Origin of the sequence: Streptomyces sporangiiformans, from assembly GCF_005768555.2 — a bacterium.
In the GTDB taxonomy this organism is placed as follows: Bacteria; Actinomycetota; Actinomycetes; order Streptomycetales; family Streptomycetaceae; genus Streptomyces; species Streptomyces sporangiiformans.
The window spans coordinates 51,125-68,081 of sequence record NZ_VCHX02000320.1; the positions used below are offsets into that span (position 1 = coordinate 51,125).

Here is a 16,957-nt window from a genome sequence, read left to right on the forward strand (position 1 = left end):
ATGAGAAGACGGATCGTCATGTCCATGCTCGCCGGAGTGACCTTCATGGCGAGCACACTCCTCGCAGCGGTTCCCGCCCCGGCCGCCGAATTAGACCAACCATCCGCTCCATCCCCCGCTCAAGCCGGCGAACCCGCCCAACCGCCCGCCGAGTTCGGTACCGACTGGCACGACCCCCTGACGGCGGGCCCGCCCGTCACCAGGCCCGACGCGAAGTCCTGCGAAGTGACGGTCGCCGAGGCGCAGTTCCGGGACTTCACGCCCTACAAGGGCACGTACACGCCCCCACGAGGCTGCGGCGACCGCTGGAGCAAGGTCGTGCTGCGCATGGACGGCAAGGTCAAGGGACGGCAGTTCGACCGGCTCGGCTATCTGCACATCGGCGGGGTCGAGGTCTTCCGTACGTCCACTCCGCAGCCCTCGCCGGACGGGATCGCGTGGTCGGTGGAGAAGGACGTCACGCGATACACCGACACGTTCCGGCACAGCCGCGACGTCGAGATGCTCATCGGGAACGTCGTCGACGACACGTACACGGGCGTCATCGACGTCAAGGTCACGCTGACCTTCTACGAAGGGAAGGCCCCAGCCGTACCCGACCGCGTCCTCACCCTCCAGGACGGCACCCTCACCACGCCCCGCAACAGTGAAAGCATCGTCGCCGAGGTCTATGCGACGGGATCGGGTGGCGGCTGCGAGGAGTACTGGTATCTCACGGTCCCCGACGCCGCTCCGTACTCCTGCAAAGCGGAACACGGGCCTTACCGCGAGGTGCAGATCAAGGTCGACGGCCAACTGGCGGGCATCGCCACGCCGTTCCCGACGGTGTGGACCGGAGGCTGGTCCAACCCCTTCCTCTGGTACGTGATTCCAGGGCCGCGCGCCTTCGACATCAAGCCCGTCGAGTACGATCTGACGCCGTTCGCGGGGCTGCTCAACGATGGCCGTCCGCACCGGATCGAGGTCTCCGTAGCCGGCGTTCCACAAGGGCAGACCGGCTGGAGCACCCCGGTGAACGTCCTCGTCCGGCAGGACGCCAAGAGCAGGCAGGTCACAGGCAAGCTGACCGTTCACCGGGCGAGCGACCTCGCCAACTCCTCGACGTACACGCCCGGTGCGGAGCACCGGCTGGACACCGAGGCCGGTCACCGGCTGACCGTCTCCGGGTACGTCGACACCTCGCACGGCCGTGTGACGACAACCGTCAGCCGGAAGCTGGCCAACACCTCCGCGCACCGGTGGACCGACGGCGAGAACACAGATGCCCTGAAGGCGACCTGGCGTGACGACGAGACGGTCACCGTCGACGGGCGCGGGCCGGCCAAGGCGGCCCGCACGCACCGCACGTACACCATGGACGGCACCACGACGCTCGGCGCAGGGGACCGGTTGCGGACGATCATGTCGCTGGCGGACCGAGCCGCGGCCGTCGAGACGCGGGGAGACCGGCGCACGGCGTGGTCCCGGCTCGACGACACCTACACGGGCGACGCGACCTACACGGCGAACGTGCCGCGCGATCAGCGACACGCGGTCGGCACGACCACAGAGCATTACCGTCTGTACGGCTCGGGCGGGTGCTACGACCGGCTCCTGGCCACGGTGCAGGGCGTGGTGACCAAGGATCGCGGCGGCTGCTGAGCCGGATCATCTGCGACGGCGGTTTCACAGAAATCTTTTACACGGACGTGACACGGGCGTTGTCAGCGGTAGCAAACACCCCCGATAGTGAGCAGCGCGGAATTTATTTTCCGCATACCAGAAGTCTCTTCGGAGGAGTACCACCGTGCCGCCGTCTGTACCGTCCCTGCCGCGACGCGTCGCACGCATGCTGCGCACCTCACTGTTCGCGCAGGTCGCCTGCGCGCTTGTCCTCGGAATCGTCGTCGGACGGCTGTGGCCCGATGTGGGCACAGCCGTCCAGCCGCTCGGCGACGGTTTCATCCGGCTCATCAAGACGATGATCTCCCCGCTCGTGTTCCTGGTGGTCGTCGCCGGTATCACCAAGGCCGGTGACCTCAAGGCCTTCGGCCGGATCGGCCTCAAGGCGCTGATCTGGTTCGAGGTCGCGACCACGGCCGCGCTGCTCATCGGTCTGATCGCCGCCAACGTCTTCAGCCCCGGCAGCGGCATGAACGTCGACCCGTCGCAGCTCGACGCCTCAGCCGTCGACGACAAGACCGAGGGTGGCTCGCTTCCCTCGACCAGCGAGTTCATCCTGCACGCGCTGCCCGAAAGCGCGTTCGGGGCGTTCACCGAGAACGCGCTGCTCCAAGTCCTCGTTCTGGCCTGCCTGGTGGGAGCCGCACTGCTGCACCTGGGCAAGACCAAGGTGCCCGCCATCCTGCCCGCCATCGAGCAGGCCCAGGAAGTCGTCTTCGCGGTCGTCGGGTTCATCATGAAGCTCGCGCCTCTCGCGGTGTTCGGCGCGATGGCCCACCTGGTGGGGGAGTACGGGCTCGGCGTCATCACGACGTACGGCAAGCTCATAGCTCTCTGCTACGCAGTCGCGTTGGGCTTCCTCGTTCTGCTCGCCGTCGCCCTGAAGGTGGTCACCGGGCTCAACCTCTGGCAGTTCGTCCGTTACACGCGTGAGGAGATGTTGCTCGCGCTCGGTACGGCCTCCAGCGAGTCCGTCATGCCGCGCATGATGCAGAAGCTGCGTCAGGCGGGCTGCCGGGACGACGCGGTGGGCCTGGTGCTGCCCACCGGGTACTCCTTCAACCTCGACGGCGCCTCGATCTATCTCTCCATCGGCACGCTGTTCATCGCGCAGGCCGTGGGCGTCGACCTCAGCCTGGGGCAGCAGATCACCGTGATCCTTGTGCTCATGCTGACGAGCAAGGGCATGGCCGGCGTGCCCGGTTCGGCCTTCCTCGCGCTGTCGGCGACCGCCTCCGCGCTCGGGGTCATCCCGGCGGGCGCGGTGGCGCTGCTGCTCGGTGTGGACCGCATCATGGACTCGATGCGTGTGGCCACCAACCTGCTCGGCAACTGTGTGGCCGTCTTCGCGGTCTCGCGCTGGGAGGGCGCGCTGGACCTGCCGCGGGCCAAGAAGATGCTCGCCGGTGAGATCGCGTTCGTGGAGGACGGCGACGACAGTGCGCCGAAAACAGCCACTGCCGAGGGCTCCGAGGGCTCCGAGAGCTCCGACGGCTCCGGGGCCGCCGAGGCCTCTGGAACCGCCGAGGGATCCGACGTCTCCGAGACCAAGGTGACGGCCAAGGAACCCGCGGGCGAGGCGAGTTGAGAGAGGGGCCCGGCGTACCGCTCACCGCCGGGCCCCCGACCGGCCCGACGGCCGTTCGTCAGTCCTCGGGTTTCTCCGAATCGACTCCCCGCCGGGCCTTCTTCCACGACCCGCGTGTGAAGTCCGGAATCGCCTGCGGTGCTCCGTGCGCCTTGATCGAGGCGTGACTCAGCGGCACCGGCGAGGTCCATGTGGCGGCGTCGTACACGTCGAAGTCCGGAACGAGCCCCAGCCGCATGCACTGCATCAGCCGGAACACCATGATGTAGTCCATCCCGCCGTGCCCGCCGGGCGGGTTGGCGTGCTCCTTCCACAGCCAGTGGTCCCAGTCGGCATACGCCGAGAAGTCGCCCCAGACGTCGTCCGTGTGATCCGGCTCCAGGTAGATGCGCTCCGGATAGTCCTCGAAGACTCCCTTCGTGCCGCCGAGGCTGTTGATGCGCGAGTAGGGATGCGGCGTCGACACATCGTGCTCGAGCCGGATCACCCGTCCCTTCGCGGTCTGTACGAGGCTGATGGTCCGGTCGCTCTCGACGTACGTCTCCTTCCAACTCGGGTCGCCCGGCGGCATGTGCGCGGCTCGGTACTCGGCCAGGCCGAGCGCGGGCGTGCCGAAGCTGGAGATGTGCGTGACGCGGTCACCGCGGTTGATGTCCATGTAGTTGGCGACGGGACCGAATCCGTGGTTGGGGTAGAGATCGCCGTGCAGCCGGGTGTGCCACAGCCGCCTCCACGGCCCCTCGTAGTACTCCGGGTCGAACATCAGGCCGCGTAAGTCGTGGTTGTAGGCGCCGGCGCCGTGCAACAGCCTGCCGAACTTCCCGGCGTGCGCCATACGCAGCACCCGCGTCTCGTTCCTGCCGTAGCAGCAGTTCTCCAACTGCATGCAGTGTCTGCGGGTGCGCTCGGACAGGTCGACGAGTTCCCACAGCTGATCGAGCCGCATCGCGACCGGACACTCCACGCCGACGTGCTTGCCGCTGAGCATCGCCGTCCTCGCCATCTCGAAGTGCCGGTCCCAGGGCGTTGCCACGTACACGAAGTCGAGGTCGCCGCGCTCGCACAGATCGGCGAAGTCGTGATCGCCCTTCGTGTACGTCGCAGGGGCAGGCTGTCCCGCGGAGACCACCTTGGCCGCGGCTCTCGCGGTCTTGTCCTTGACCGGATCGCACAGCGCGACCACACGCACCCCGTCGAGGGCCAGGAACAGGTCGATCATGCCGCCGCCCCGGTTTCCGAGGCCGATGATCCCCACGCGTATCGTGGCGCGCCCTTCGAAGGGCACGCCGATCATGGTCTTTCCCTTCGCGGTCGGCGGGGCGGCCTCCGTCGCTGCCCGCGCCGTGCCCCCGCCCGTGAAGGCACCGATGCCCAGACCCGCTCCGGCGATGCCGGCGCTGCGCAGCACCGAGCGCCGGGAGTGGCCCTCGGGGTTCTCGTCAGGTTCCGGTGTCGCGTACTCGTCGTGCATCGGACCTCCTCGGTGGGTGAGCGCCGGTTCGGCGCGCAGTCACCCTCCTCGGGGGCGGAACGGGACGCAAGGGGCGAAAGTGGCCAGGGAGTTGGATCTTCTGTGCAGGGGGTTCTGTGCGGCGTTTCCGGACCTGCGACGCCGCGTCCGCGTCAGCAGCGGTCCTTCGGCTCCTCGACCGCACCGACACCGTCGACCAGGGTGTTCAGCAGTCCGCCGAGCACCTTGCGCTGGTCGTCCGTCAGGGGGGCGAGGATGTCCTCGGCCGCGGCCCGGCGCGCGCCGCGCAGCTCCCGCAGTGCCTGGCGCCCGTCGTCCGTCAGCTCGATCCGGATCACCCGGCGATTGGTCGGGTCGGGCACGCGGCGCACCCTGCCGCTCGCCTCCAGACCGTCGACCAGCGTCGTCACGGCCCGGGGAACCACCTCCAGGCGCTCCGCCAGATCGGCCATGCGCGGCGGCGAGCTGTAGTGCGCGAGGGTGCGCAGCAGCCGGGACTGGGCCGGAGTGATGGCGAGCCCGCACAGTTCCAGTTGACGCTTCTGGATGCGGTGCACGCGGCGGGTCAGCCGCAGCAGCTGCTCGGCGAGCAGGCCGTCGGCGTCGGGGGTGTTCATAGCAGGAACAATATCAGGACTTCGTTCATTGTGAGTATAGGTAACAATGAGCTATGCTCCACCAGTGATCGTCGTCCCACAATCCAGCCTTATGTCCCATCGTCGTCCCCACATCCCGTAGGAGCCCATGCGTCCCGACGAACCCACCTGGACACCACCGCCCTTCGACACCGAACAGCCGCGGCAGGTGCGCCGCATCCTGAAGCTCTTCCGTCCGTACCGCGGCCGGCTCGCCGTCGTCGGTCTGCTCGTCGGCGCCGCGTCGCTGGTCTCGGTCGCCACACCCTTCCTGCTGAAGGAGATACTCGACACCGCGATCCCGCAGGCGCGCACCGGTCTGCTGAGCCTGCTCGCGCTCGGCATGATCCTCAGTGCCGTCCTCACCAGCGTCTTCGGTGTGCTGCAGACCCTCATCTCCACGACGGTCGGCCAGCGCGTCATGCACGACCTGCGCACCGCCGTCTACGGCCGGCTGCAGCGCATGTCGCTCGCCTTCTTCACCAGAACCCGCACCGGCGAGGTCCAGTCGCGGATCGCGAACGACATCGGCGGCATGCAGGCCACGGTCACCTCGACCGCCACCTCGCTGGTCTCCAACCTCACCAGTGTGGTCGCCACGATCGTCGCGATGATCGCCCTGGACTGGCGGCTGACCGTGGTCTCGCTGCTCCTGCTGCCGGTGTTCGTGTGGATCAGCCGCAGGGTCGGCAAGGAGCGCAAGAGGATCACCACCCAGCGCCAGAAGCAGATGGCCGTGATGGCCGCCACCGTCACCGAGTCCCTCTCCGTCGGCGGCATCCTGCTCGGCCGCACCATGGGCCGCGCCGACTCTCTCACGCGGTCCTTCGCGGAGGAGTCCGAAGGCCTCGTCGACCTCGAAGTGCGGTCGAACATGGCGGGCCGCTGGCGCATGGCCGTCATCTCGATCGTCATGGCCGCGATGCCGGCCGTCATCTACTGGACCGCGGGCATCGCCCTCCAGTTCGGCGGACCCGCGGTCTCCATCGGCACGCTCGTCGCCTTCGTCTCGCTGCAGCAGGGCCTGTTCCGGCCGACCGTCAGCCTGCTGTCCACCGGCGTGCAGATCCAGACCTCGCTCGCCCTGTTCCAGCGCATCTTCGAGTACCTCGACCTGCCCATCGACATCACTGAGCCGGAGCGCCCGATCCACCTCGACCAGATCAAGGGCGAAGTCCGTTTCGAGGACGTCGAGTTCCGCTACGACGACAAGAGCGGCCCGATACTCGACGGCATCGACATCACCGTCCCCGCGGGCGGCAGCCTCGCCGTCGTCGGCCCGACCGGCGCCGGCAAGTCCACGCTCAGCTACCTCGTGCCGCGGCTGTACGACGTCACGGGCGGCCGCGTGACGATCGACGGGGTCGACGTACGCGACCTGGACTTCGACACGCTCGCGCGCGCGGTCGGCGTCGTCTCCCAGGAGACGTACCTCTTCCATGCCTCCGTCGCCGACAACCTGCGGTTCGCCAAGCCGGACGCCACCGACGAGGAACTGCACGCGGCCGCGAAGGCCGCCCAGATCCACGACCACATCGCGTCCCTGCCCGAGGGATACGACACGATCGTGGGCGAGCGCGGCCACCGGTTCTCGGGTGGCGAGAAGCAGCGCCTGGCCGTCGCCCGCACAGTTTTGCGCGACCCACCGGTGCTGATCCTCGACGAGGCGACCAGTGCCCTGGACACCCGCACCGAACGTGCCGTGCAGGAAGCCATCGACGCGCTGTCGGCCAACCGCACCACGCTGACCATCGCGCACCGGCTGTCCACCATTCGAGGCGCCGACCAGATCGTGGTCCTCGACTCCGGACGCACAGCCGAACGCGGCACGCACGAGGAGCTGTTGGGGCGCGGAGGGCATTACGCCGCCCTGGTCCGTCGAGACGCCCAACTGGAGCCAACCACATGAAGATATGCCGGATTTGTCCGTTTGTGCGGGTTACCGTGCCCGCATGCAGACCCACACTCCGCCACGGAGCAAGATTCGACTGACGCGCCGGGGCCGGATCGCCCTCATCGCGACCGGAGCCGTCGTCGCGGCCACCGCCGTGGCGGTGCCGCTGCTGAGCACGGAGGAGGACGCCGGGCCCGCGACCCTGGTGATCCCGGAGGGCTGGCGTGCCCGCCAGGTGTACCAGGCCGTCGATCAGGCCCTCGCCCTTCCTGCGGGCACTACCAAGAAGTCCCTGAGCAAGGCCAATCTCAAGCTCCCCAATGACGCGAACGGCAACCCCGAGGGCTATCTCTTCCCGGCCACGTATCCGATCGACAAACAGTCGACCCCGGCGTCTCTGCTCTCGTTCATGGTCAATACGGCGAACCAGAAGTTCACCGGCGGGGCGGTCACGGCAGGAGCCCAGCGGAACGCGATGAACGTGTATCAGACCGTGACCGTCGCCAGCATGGTCCAGGCCGAGGCGGCCACCAAAGCGGACATGGGCAAGGTGGCCCGCGTCATCTACAACCGCCTCGACCGGGGCATGCCGCTGCAGATGGACTCCAGCATCAACTACGCGCTGAACCGCAGCACACTCCGCACCAGCCAGAGCGACACACAGCTCAACAGCCCGTACAACACGTACCAGCGGATGGGGCTGCCGCCCACGCCGATCGCCAACCCCGGCGAGGAAGCGATGCGCGCGGCGGTCAGTCCCGCGCGGGGCGACTGGCTGTACTTCGTCACCGTCAAGCCGGGGGACACCCGCTTCACGGCCAACTTCGAGGAGCACGAAAGAAACGTCGCGGAGTTCAACCGGAATCGCAGGAGTGCATCCGCATCAGCATCCCGCTGACTCAAGCGGCGGCCGGAATCCCCGACAACAGCTGCCTGATGTCCCGTACCGCCGCGCGTCCGGCACGGTTGGCACCGATCGTGCTGGCTGACGGCCCGTAACCGACCAGATGGATCCGCGGATCGGTGACCGCGCGGGATCCCTCGACACGAATGCCACCGCCCGGCTCACGCAGCCTGAGGGGTGCCAGATGGTCGATGGCCGCGCGGAATCCGGTCGCCCACAGGATGACGTCGGCGTCCGTGCGACGCCCGTCGTCCCACTCCACGCCGTCCGGGGTGATCCGGTCGAACATCGGCAGGCGGTCCAGGACGCCGTCCTCGATTCCTTGCCGCACCGCGTCGTTGAGCGGCAACCCCGTCACCGACACGACACTCCTGGGCGCAAGCCCCTGACGAACCCGTTCCTCCACGAGCGCGACAGCCGCCCGCCCGGCGCCCTCGTCGAAGGGCCCCTCGCGGAAGACCGGCGGCCGCCGGGTTACCCAGGTGGTCTCGGCCGCGTACGGCGCGATCTCCAGCAGATGCTGCGTACCGGAGGCGCCACCGCCCACGACAACCACCCGCTGACCGGCGAACTCCTCCGGGCCGGGGTACTGCGCCGTGTGCAACTGCCGCCCCCGGAAGGTCTCCTGACCGGGATAGCGGGGCCAGAACGGACGGTCCCAGGTGCCCGTCGCGTTGATCAGTGCCCGTGTCGACCATGTCCCCGCCGAGGTCTCGACGAGCAGCCGCCCCCCGTCGCCCTCGCGCACCGTCCGCACGTCCACGGGGCGCCGCACGCTCAGGCCGAAGGCACGCTCGTAGGCGTCGAAGTACTCCGCGATGACCTCGGAGGACGGCCGGACCGGATCCGCGTCCGTGAGCTCCATGCCCGGCAGCGAGTGCATCCCGTGCACCTTGCCGTACGTGAGCGACGGCCACCTGAACTGCCAGGCGCCGCCGGGCCGCGGCGCGTGATCCAGGATCACGAAGTCCCGCTCCGGCTCGAAGCCGGAGCGCCGAAGGTGGTAGGCGCTGGACAGTCCGGCCTGTCCAGCGCCTGCGACGATCACGTCGACTTCTTGTGCCGCGTCCTGCGCTCCGGTTTCGTTCACGCTTCTACTAACTCGACCGGAAGCCCGGATCTTCCCGCCGGCGCCGTCCGCGTCCACTCGCGACGAAGTGGGGTGTCTGCCGGGCGCGCGACCTCGATGCGGGAGGATTGACGCATGTCCGATGCCTTCACCACCCGCGTCCTGAACGTCGCCACCGGATCCTCGGAAACGGTCGTCGACCTCACCCATGAATGCGAGGCCTTCCTCAGGGAGGCGGCGGGCGACCGCGACGGCCTGCTGAACGTTTTCGTGCCCCACGCGACCGCCGGAGTCGCGGTCATCGAAACCGGCGCCGGCAGCGACGACGATCTCCTCGCCGCTCTGCACTCCCTGCTCCCCGCCGACGACCGCTGGCAGCACCGCCACGGCAGTCCCGGCCACGGCCGCGACCACGTACTCCCGGCGATCGTGCCTCCGCATGCCACTCTGCCGGTCCTGGGCGGCCGCCTGGAGTTGGGGACCTGGCAGTCGGTGTGTCTGGTCGACACGAACAAGGACAATCCGAGCCGTCAGGTGCGCTTGAGCTTCCTCGCGGGTTCGTGATCAGTGCCCGCCACACGGGGCCAACGCCTGCGCGTCGTTGAGGGGCGCTGACCGTCACCCGGGCGCCGGCTCGCCGCCGAAGGGCAGAATCAGGAGCGCGGCGGGTGGGGCTGATCGGCGCGTTCGGCGTTCTTCTTCTTGATGCGAGCCGCTTCCTTGCGGACTTCGGCCTGGGTGGCTCGCTCCTTCTCCAGCCACTCGGGCCGGTCTTCCTTCAACGCCTCGATCTGCTCGGTGGTGAGGGGTTCGGTGACCCCGCCGCGTGCGAGACCCGCGATGGAGACGCCCAGCTTCGCCGCGACCACCGGGCGCGGGTGCGGCCCGTTGCGTCGCAGCTCCCGCAGCCACTCCGGCGGATCGGCCTGGAGCGCGTTCAGCTCGGCGCGTGAGACGACACCCTCCCGGAACTCGTCGGGGGTGGCCTCGAGGTACACACCCAGTTTCTTGGCCGCGGTGGCGGGCTTCATCGTCTGGGCGTTCTGGTGCGACTTCATGGGGTCCAGACTATCGACCGTGTACGGGACGTCCGACCACGCCCGGTAACCTGGCGGAGTGACAGGCTCGGAGGAATCCCCATCGTTCCGGCTCGCGTATGTCCCGGGGGTGACGCCCGGCAAGTGGGTGCGGACCTGGAACGAGCGCCTGCCAAATGTCCCACTGCACCTCGTCGCGGTGTCGGCGGCCGAAGCATCCGATGCGCTGCGCGACGGCGGAGCCGACGCCGGGTTGGTACGGCTGCCGGTCGACCGTACGGTGTTCAGCGCGATCCCCCTCTACACCGAGACCTCGGTGGTCGTGGCGCCCAAAGATCACGTCGTGACGGCCGCGGAGGAGGTGTCCGCCGAGGATCTCGCCGACGACATCGTGCTGCACCCCCTCGACGACGTCCTCGACTGGGAGCGGCGGCCGGGACGGCCCGCCATCGAGCGACCCGCCACGACGGCGGACGCCATCGAACTCGTGGCGGCAGGCGTGGGCCTCCTCGTCGTTCCCCAGTCGCTGGCCCGCCTGCACCACCGCAGGGATCTCACGTACCGGCCGGTCGTGGACGCACCCCAGTCGAGCGTCGCGCTGTCGTGGCCCGAGGACGCGACCACCGACCTGGTCGAGGACTTCATCGGGATCGTCCGGGGGCGGACGGTCAACAGCACACGCGGGCGCACACCGCAGCAGGCGCAGGCCCAGCGCAAGCGACCCGATGCCGTCGGCGCGCGGCGGAAGCCCACGGCGGGGCAGCCGTCGCGCAAGAACCCGCGGAGTGGTTCCGCCGCCCCCAAGAGCGGCAAGCGCGGCAAACCCCGCCGCCGGTCGTAGGCAGCCGCTGGTACCGCTTCCTCGGAGCCCCGCCCTGGGCTCCGAGGAAGCGGGCCCGCGTCATGCGGCCGCGTGCTCCCCGGGCGCACTGGTCTCGCGCCCGCTCGTGTCATGGTGAATCGGCGTCGCCGAGCCGGTCAGCGGAACGCCCGAGCCGCCGTGTCGCGCCGCGACGATCTCCGCGGCGATGGACAGGGCGGTCTCCTCGGGCGTACGGGCGCCGAGGTCGAGGCCGATCGGGGAGCGCAGTCGGGCCAACTCCCGCTCGGTGAGGCCGGTTTCACGCAGCCTCCGGTCACGGTCCTCATGGGTGCGGCGCGAGCCCATCGCGCCGACGAAGGCGACCGGCAACCGGAGGGCCACCTCCAGCAGGGGGATGTCGAACTTGACGTCGTGGGTGAGCACGCACAGGACCGTGCGGCCGTCGGTCGCGGTCTGCTGGAGGTAACGGTGCGGCCAGTCGACGACGATGTCATCGGCCTCCGGGAAGCGGACGCGCGTGGCGAAGACCGGCCGCGCGTCGCACACCGTCACGTGGTAGCCGAGGAACTTGCCCGCCCGCACCAGCGCCGCCGCGAAGTCGACGGCACCGAAGACGATCATGCGAGGCGGCGGCAGGCGCGACTCGACGAACAGCGTCAGGGCGGCTCCGCAGCGCGATCCACTCTCCGAGACGACGAACTCCTCGCTGCGCCCCGCCTCCAACAGGGCGCGGCTCTCCGCCACCGCTGTGCGGTCCAGCCGCGGATGCCCGCCGAGACCGCCCTCGTACGGTCCGCCGGGGTGGACGAGCAGCGCTCTGCCCAGCAGTTCGACCGGCCCCCGGGTCACTCGGGCGAGCCCCACGGCCCGGCCCTCGGCGGCAGCCGACAGCGCCGCCTCGAACACCTTCCTTCCCGGCGCGTCGGCACGGACGGGGGTGACCAGCACCTCGATCACCCCGCCGCAGGTCAGCCCCACCGCGAAGGCGTCCTCGTCGCTGTAGCCGAACCGCTCGCGCACCGTCTCGCCGCCGTGGAGCGCCTGGACGCACAGGTCGTACACCGCCCCTTCCACACAGCCGCCGGAGACCGAACCGATGGCCGTGCCCTCGCTGTCGACGGCGAGAGCGGCGCCGGGGCCGCGCGGCGCGCTGCCGCTCACGGCCACGACGGTGGCGACGGCGAAGTCCCGGCCCTGCTCGATCCAGCGGTTCAGCTCGTCGGCGATGTCAAGCATCGCGCTCGCCCTCTGCCGCGGCTCCGGCCGGCAGGACGCGGTCGGGCCGGATGGGCAGGTGCCGGTGGCGCACACCGGTCGCGTGCCAGACCGCGTTGGCGATCGCCGCCGCGGCGCCCACGATGCCGACCTCGCCGATGCCCTTGATGCCGACCGGGTCGTCGGGGTCGGGGTCGTCCACCCAGTCCGCCTCGATGTGCGGGACGTCGGCGTGCGCGGCGACGTGGTAACCCGCGAGGTCGGCGCCGTAGTGACCGCCCGAGGCCTGGTCCCTGACCGCCTCCTCGTGCAGGGCCATGGAGATGCCCCAGGTCATCCCGCCGACGAACTGGCTGCGGGCCGTGAGCGGGTTGACGATCCGGCCCGCCGCGAAGATGCCGAGCATGCGCCGCACGCGCACCTCGCCGGTGGTGACGTCCACGGCGACCTCGGCGAACTGCGCGCCGAAGGAGTGCCGTTCCTTCTGGGCGAGGGCGCCGATGGCCGCGGAGGTGTCCGACCGTACCGTGATCCCCTCCGGCGGAATGCCGGTGCCCAGGGTGAGCCGCTCCCGCAACTCGGCGGCAGCGGCCGTGACCGCCCACGCCCAGGACCGGGTGCCCATCGAGCCTCCGGCGATCATCGCCGGGCCGAAGTCGCTGTCCCCGATGCGCACATGGACGCGGTCCGGTGTCACCTCGAGCGCGTCGGCGGCGACCAGGGTGAGCGCGGTCCGGGCCCCGGTTCCGATGTCCGCCGCCGCGATCCGCACGGTGAAGGTGCCGTCCGCCTCCGCCGTCACGACCGCCGTGGACGGCATCGCTCCCGCGCCGAAGGAGGCGGCCGCCGTGCCGGTGCCGAGCAGCCAGCGCCCGTTCCGGCGCAGGCCGGGACGCGGGTCCCGGTCCGCCCAGCCGAACCTGCGGGCACCCTCCTGGAAGCAGGCGAGCAGGTTGTGGGTGCTGAACGGCAGCCCGGAAACGGGCCCCCGCTCGGGCTTGTTGCGTGCACGCAGTTCGATCGGGTCGATGCCGCACTTCTCGGCGAGCTCGTCGAGCGCCGCCTCCAGCGCGAACGACCCAGGCGCCTCGCCCGGTGCGCGCATCCACGTCGGGGTCGGCACGTCGAGCCGTACGAGCCGGTTGGCCGTGTGGTGGGCGTCGGCGTCGTACATCACCCGTGCCACCCCGGCGCTCGGCTCGACGAACTCGTGCACGGTCGAGGTGAGGCTCAGGGAGCGGTGCTCCAGCGCGCGCAGCCGCCCGTCGGCATCGGCGCCGAGCCTGATGCGCTGGGTCGTGGGGCTGCGGTAGCCGGTGAGCGAGAACATCTGGCGACGGGTCAGGACGACGCGCACCGGGCGCTGGAGGGCGGTCGCGGCCATCACGGCAGCCACCTGGTGCGCTCGCAGCCCCTTGCTGCCGAAGCCGCCGCCCACGTGTTCGGACCGCACCCGCACCGAGTCCGGGTCGAGTGAGAACATTTTCGCGAGCTCGCCCTGGACCCAGGTGGTGCCCTGGTTGGAGTCGAGGACCTCGAGCCGGCCGCCGTCCCAGCGGGCCGTCGCCGCATGGGGCTCCATCGGGCTGTGGTGCTCTTCCGGCGTGGTGTACTCCGCGTCCACGACGACGGCGGACGCGGCGAGTTCGGAGTCCAGGTCCCCCTTCTCGGTCACCGCCGGCATGTGGCCTTCCGCCGCGTACGCGTCCGGGCGTTCGCCGGAGAACGCGACGTCGTGCGGCTCCTCCTCGTACCGCACCACGAGCGCTTCGGCGGCCTCCCTGGCCTGCTCGGGCGTCTCGGCGACGACCAGCGCCACCGGCCAGCCCATGTGCGGCACGCGGTCGTGCTGGAAAACGGCCGCGGTCGGGTCCGGGGTGCCCAGCATCCCGACGTAGTCGGAGTCGACACGCGGGGCGTTGTGGTGGTGCAGGACGGTGAGCACGCCCGTCATCTCGAGGACGGGCGCGGTCTCCAGCGAGCGGATGCGGCCCCGGGCGATGGTGGACACCACCAGCCAGCCGTGCGCGAGCTCGTCAAAGGGGATCTCCGCCGCGTAGCGGGCCGCGCCGGTGACCTTGTCGCGGCCCTCCACACGGGTGTGCGCGGTACCGACGGAGCCGTTCACCGTGCTGGTCCCGGTCGTTGTGGTGGTCATCGGGCGGCCTCCTCGGTGAGTTCGGTGAGCACGGCCACCACGAGGTTGCGTATCAGCGTCACCTTGTATCCGTTGTGCGGCAGTGGCTCGGCGGCCGCCAGTTCGGCGTCCGCGGCGGCGGCGAAGCTCTCGGCGTCGGCCGGTGCGCCCCTCAGCGCGTGTTCGGCGGCCGTGGCCCGCCACGGCCGGGACGACACCGCGCCGAAGGCGAGGCGCACATCACGTACGACCCCGTCCCGGACGTCGAGGGCGGCGGCTATCGAACCGATCGCGAACGCGTAGGACGCGCGCTCGCGCACCTTCCGGTAGCGGGAGAGAGTGGCGACCGGGGCCGGGGGCAGTGTGATGCCGGTGATCAGGGCGCCGGACGGCAGGGCGGTCTCCAGGTGCGGGGTGTCACCCACGGGGAGATAGAAGTCCGCGAGGGGCAACTCGCCCGGCCCGTGGGCGGTTTCGTACGAGACGACGGCGTCGAAGGCGGCGAGCGCCACCGCCATGTCCGAGGGATGGGTCGCCACGCAGTGCTCGGAGGCGCCGAGGATCGCGTGGTTGTGGTGCTCGCCCTCGATGGCGGGGCAACCGCTGCCCGGGAGACGCTTGTTGCACGGTGCGGTCACGTCGGTGAAGTAGCCGCAGCGGGTGCGCTGGAGCAGATTTCCGCCGACCGTGGCCATGTTGCGCAGCTGCCCTGATGCGCCGGCCAGGACGGCCTGCGCCAACGCCGGGTAACGGCGGCGCACTTCGGGATGGGCGGCGAGATCGCTGTTCGTGACGGTCGCGCCGATGAGGAGACCGCCGTCCGGCGCCGACTCGATCCGGTCGAGGGGGAGTTCACGTACGTCGACGAGCCGCGCGGGACGTTCCACGCCGGCCTTCATCAGGTCGACGAGATTGGTGCCGCCGCCGAGGAAGCGCGCGTCGGGGTCGGTGTCGAGCAGCGTGACCGCGCCGGAGACGTCGACGGCACGCTCATAGCCGAACTCCCTCATGCCGTCGCCTCCTTGGCCTCGGCCGAGCGGTCTTCGGCCGTCCCGGTCCGTGTCGTGTGGGTCTCCGGCGTGTGGGTCTCCGGCGTGTGGCTCTGCGCCGTGTGAGCCTCGGCCGCCTGGGCGACTGCCTGGACGATGGACACGTACGCGCCGCAGCGGCACAGGTTGCCGCTCATGCGCTCCCGGATCTCTTCGGCGCTCAGGGACGGCGTACCCGCCTCGGGGCGTACGTCGGCGGTGACCGCGCTCGGCCAGCCCGCCGCATGCTCCTCGATCACCCCGAGGGCCGAACATATCTGGCCCGGTGTGCAGTAGCCGCACTGGTAGCCGTCGAGGTCGAGGAACGCCTGCTGCACGGGATGCAGCCGCTCACCGTCCGCGACGCCCTCGATGGTGGTGATCGCGCGCCCTTCGGCGGCCACCGCGAGCTGGAGACAGGAGACGGCCCGCCGGCCGTCGAGCAGCACCGTGCAAGCGCCGCACTGGCCCTGGTCACAGCCCTTCTTGGACCCGGTGAGATCGAGATGCTCGCGCAGCGCGTCGAGCAGGGTGGTGCGGTGGTCGACGGGCAGTGTGTACTTCTCGCCGTTGACGTTCAAGGTGATGACGCTGTACGTCGATGGCGCTGGGGCCATGATCAGCCTTCTTTCGCGTGGGGTGGTGCGCGTCGAAGTCGAACGGGACGAACTCGGCCGGGATCGTGAGGAGATGGTGCTGTAAGCGGCGGTGGGAGCTTGGGATTCTGGAGGTGTCCGGTGCCCGCCCCCGCTGGTCGTCGATCGGTTCCGATCGCCCGTACCGGTTGGTCTGCCGCTAGGGTGGGCCTAATCGGACAGCTGTCCGCTCACCGGAAAACCTATCGGACAGTTGTCCGCTTAGCAAGGTCGATCGCTGCCGCGATTCCCGGAAGGAGGACGAGTGCAGGCCAACGAGGACAGACGGGACGCGCCGCTGCGCTCGGACGCGCAGCGCAATCGCGAGCGCATCCTGGAAGTGGCGCTGGCGGAGCTGACCCGATCGGCAGACGTCCCGCTGAGCTCGATCGCGAAGAAGGCGGGCGTCGGGCAGGGGACTTTCTATCGCAACTTCCCCAGCCGCGAAGCCCTCGTGCTGGAGGTCTACCGCTACGAGATGCAGCAGGTCGCCGATGCCGCGGCCCAGTTGCTGCGGACCCGCGCACCGGACCGGGCGCTGCGTGAATGGATGGACCGCCTGGCCCAGTACGCCATGGCCAAGGCCGGCCTGGCCGACGCGATGCGGCAGGCGACCAGCGCGCCCGGCAGCCCGGCCAAACCGGGGCACGGTCCGGTGAGCGAAGCCATCGCGCTTCTGCTGAGGGCGAACGAAGAAGTCGGCACCATCCGCCCCGGCATGACCCCCGACGACTTCCTCCTCGCCATCGCCGGCCTGTGGCACATCGACCCCCACGGGGACTGGCAGACCCGCGCGGGACGGCTCCTGGACCTCGTCATGGACGGCCTGCGCGTCGGCGCTCCGGGGCGCTGACCAGCA

At 70.0% G+C, this 16,957-nt stretch carries 15 protein-coding genes; 7 read left to right on the top strand and 8 right to left on the bottom strand.

The features are described from left to right. Both FGD71_RS39680 and FGD71_RS39685 read left to right on the top strand, forming a co-directional pair. Positions 1-1,641 (top strand): peptide-N4-asparagine amidase, encoded by a 1,641-nt coding sequence (locus FGD71_RS39680; RefSeq protein ID WP_119105407.1) that lies wholly within the window; start codon positions 1-3, stop codon positions 1,639-1,641. Positions 1,642-1,786: 145 nt separating this feature from the next. Continuing rightward, entirely contained in the window at positions 1,787-3,250 is a 1,464-nt protein-coding gene (locus FGD71_RS39685) for a cation:dicarboxylate symporter family transporter (protein WP_420878392.1), read from the top strand. 58 nt (positions 3,251-3,308) lie between these two features. Here the strand turns inward: FGD71_RS39685 and FGD71_RS39690 are convergent, their stop codons facing one another. Next, positions 3,309-4,721 carry a Gfo/Idh/MocA family protein gene (locus FGD71_RS39690; RefSeq protein ID WP_119105408.1) on the bottom strand — a complete coding sequence of 471 codons (1,413 nt, stop codon included), beginning with the start codon at positions 4,719-4,721 and terminating at the stop codon, positions 3,309-3,311. Between the two features lie 152 nt (positions 4,722-4,873). Beyond that, positions 4,874-5,338 (bottom strand): MarR family winged helix-turn-helix transcriptional regulator, encoded by a 465-nt coding sequence (locus FGD71_RS39695; protein ID WP_119105409.1) that lies wholly within the window; start codon positions 5,336-5,338, stop codon positions 4,874-4,876. 127 nt (positions 5,339-5,465) lie between these two features. Here FGD71_RS39695 and FGD71_RS39700 point away from each other — a divergent pair, with 127 nt between their 5' ends. Both FGD71_RS39700 and mltG read left to right on the top strand, forming a co-directional pair. Further along, positions 5,466-7,265, top strand: a complete 1,800-nt coding sequence (locus FGD71_RS39700; protein ID WP_119105410.1) for an ABC transporter ATP-binding protein — start codon at positions 5,466-5,468, stop codon at positions 7,263-7,265. A gap of 43 nt (positions 7,266-7,308) precedes the next feature. Beyond that, on the top strand, positions 7,309-8,148 hold the full coding sequence (mltG, locus tag FGD71_RS39705) for an endolytic transglycosylase MltG (RefSeq protein ID WP_119105411.1): 840 nt from the start codon (positions 7,309-7,311) through the stop codon (positions 8,146-8,148). 1 nt (position 8,149) lies between these two features. Here the strand turns inward: mltG and FGD71_RS39710 are convergent, their stop codons facing one another. Further along, entirely contained in the window at positions 8,150-9,244 is a 1,095-nt protein-coding gene (locus FGD71_RS39710) for an NAD(P)-binding domain-containing protein (protein WP_119105412.1), read from the bottom strand. 114 nt (positions 9,245-9,358) lie between these two features. Here FGD71_RS39710 and FGD71_RS39715 point away from each other — a divergent pair, with 114 nt between their 5' ends. Continuing rightward, positions 9,359-9,787 (top strand): YjbQ family protein, encoded by a 429-nt coding sequence (locus FGD71_RS39715; RefSeq protein ID WP_119105413.1) that lies wholly within the window; start codon positions 9,359-9,361, stop codon positions 9,785-9,787. An 89-nt stretch (positions 9,788-9,876) separates the two neighbouring features. Here FGD71_RS39715 and FGD71_RS39720 read toward each other — a convergent pair whose 3' ends face one another. Further along, the gene (locus FGD71_RS39720) at positions 9,877-10,281 is read right to left on the bottom strand and encodes a DUF5997 family protein (protein ID WP_119105414.1); all 405 of its coding nucleotides are present in this window, start codon (positions 10,279-10,281) and stop codon (positions 9,877-9,879) included. Between the two features lie 58 nt (positions 10,282-10,339). Between FGD71_RS39720 and FGD71_RS39725 the strand changes: the two genes are divergently transcribed. Next, a complete protein-coding gene (locus FGD71_RS39725) occupies positions 10,340-11,101 on the top strand; it encodes a LysR family substrate-binding domain-containing protein (RefSeq protein ID WP_119105415.1) in 762 nt (253 codons plus the stop codon). 60 nt (positions 11,102-11,161) lie between these two features. Here the strand turns inward: FGD71_RS39725 and FGD71_RS39730 are convergent, their stop codons facing one another. The 4 genes from FGD71_RS39730 to FGD71_RS39745 are packed head-to-tail and all read right to left on the bottom strand — an operon-like array spanning position 11,162 to position 16,080. After that, entirely contained in the window at positions 11,162-12,319 is a 1,158-nt protein-coding gene (locus tag FGD71_RS39730; RefSeq protein ID WP_119105416.1) for an XdhC family protein, read from the bottom strand. Beyond that, positions 12,312-14,456: a xanthine dehydrogenase family protein molybdopterin-binding subunit gene (locus FGD71_RS39735; protein WP_119105417.1), complete on the bottom strand. Its 2,145-nt coding sequence runs from the start codon at positions 14,454-14,456 to the stop codon at positions 12,312-12,314. Before FGD71_RS39735 ends, FGD71_RS39730 begins: the two co-directional genes overlap by 8 nt. Next, complete coding sequence (locus FGD71_RS39740) at positions 14,453-15,445, bottom strand: FAD binding domain-containing protein (RefSeq protein ID WP_119105418.1); 993 nt, start codon at positions 15,443-15,445, stop codon at positions 14,453-14,455. Before FGD71_RS39740 ends, FGD71_RS39735 begins: the two co-directional genes overlap by 4 nt. Then, the gene (locus FGD71_RS39745; RefSeq protein ID WP_240437001.1) at positions 15,442-16,080 is read right to left on the bottom strand and encodes a (2Fe-2S)-binding protein; all 639 of its coding nucleotides are present in this window, start codon (positions 16,078-16,080) and stop codon (positions 15,442-15,444) included. Before FGD71_RS39745 ends, FGD71_RS39740 begins: the two co-directional genes overlap by 4 nt. Positions 16,081-16,363: 283 nt before the next feature. On the opposite strand from FGD71_RS39745, the gene FGD71_RS39750 reads away from it, so the two are divergent. Beyond that, positions 16,364-16,951, top strand: coding sequence for a TetR/AcrR family transcriptional regulator (locus FGD71_RS39750; RefSeq protein WP_119105419.1), 588 nt, complete (start codon positions 16,364-16,366; stop codon positions 16,949-16,951). Positions 16,952-16,957: the final 6 nt, after the last annotated feature.

Bases quoted from the DNA above. Each gene is read 5' to 3' on its own strand.
- FGD71_RS39680 (WP_119105407.1), top strand. From the start codon at position 1: ATGAGAAGACGGATCGTCATGTCCATGCTCGCCGGAGTGACCTTCATG.
- FGD71_RS39690 (WP_119105408.1), bottom strand. From the start codon at position 4,721: ATGCACGACGAGTACGCGACACCGGAACCTGACGAGAACCCCGAGGGC.
- FGD71_RS39695 (WP_119105409.1), bottom strand. From the start codon at position 5,338: ATGAACACCCCCGACGCCGACGGCCTGCTCGCCGAGCAGCTGCTGCGG.
- FGD71_RS39700 (WP_119105410.1), top strand. From the start codon at position 5,466: ATGCGTCCCGACGAACCCACCTGGACACCACCGCCCTTCGACACCGAA.
- mltG (WP_119105411.1), top strand. From the start codon at position 7,309: ATGCAGACCCACACTCCGCCACGGAGCAAGATTCGACTGACGCGCCGG.
- FGD71_RS39715 (WP_119105413.1), top strand. From the start codon at position 9,359: ATGTCCGATGCCTTCACCACCCGCGTCCTGAACGTCGCCACCGGATCC.
- FGD71_RS39720 (WP_119105414.1), bottom strand. From the start codon at position 10,281: ATGAAGTCGCACCAGAACGCCCAGACGATGAAGCCCGCCACCGCGGCC.
- FGD71_RS39730 (WP_119105416.1), bottom strand. From the start codon at position 12,319: ATGCTTGACATCGCCGACGAGCTGAACCGCTGGATCGAGCAGGGCCGG.
- FGD71_RS39735 (WP_119105417.1), bottom strand. From the start codon at position 14,456: ATGACCACCACAACGACCGGGACCAGCACGGTGAACGGCTCCGTCGGT.
- FGD71_RS39740 (WP_119105418.1), bottom strand. From the start codon at position 15,445: ATGAGGGAGTTCGGCTATGAGCGTGCCGTCGACGTCTCCGGCGCGGTC.
- FGD71_RS39745 (WP_240437001.1), bottom strand. From the start codon at position 16,080: ATGGCCCCAGCGCCATCGACGTACAGCGTCATCACCTTGAACGTCAAC.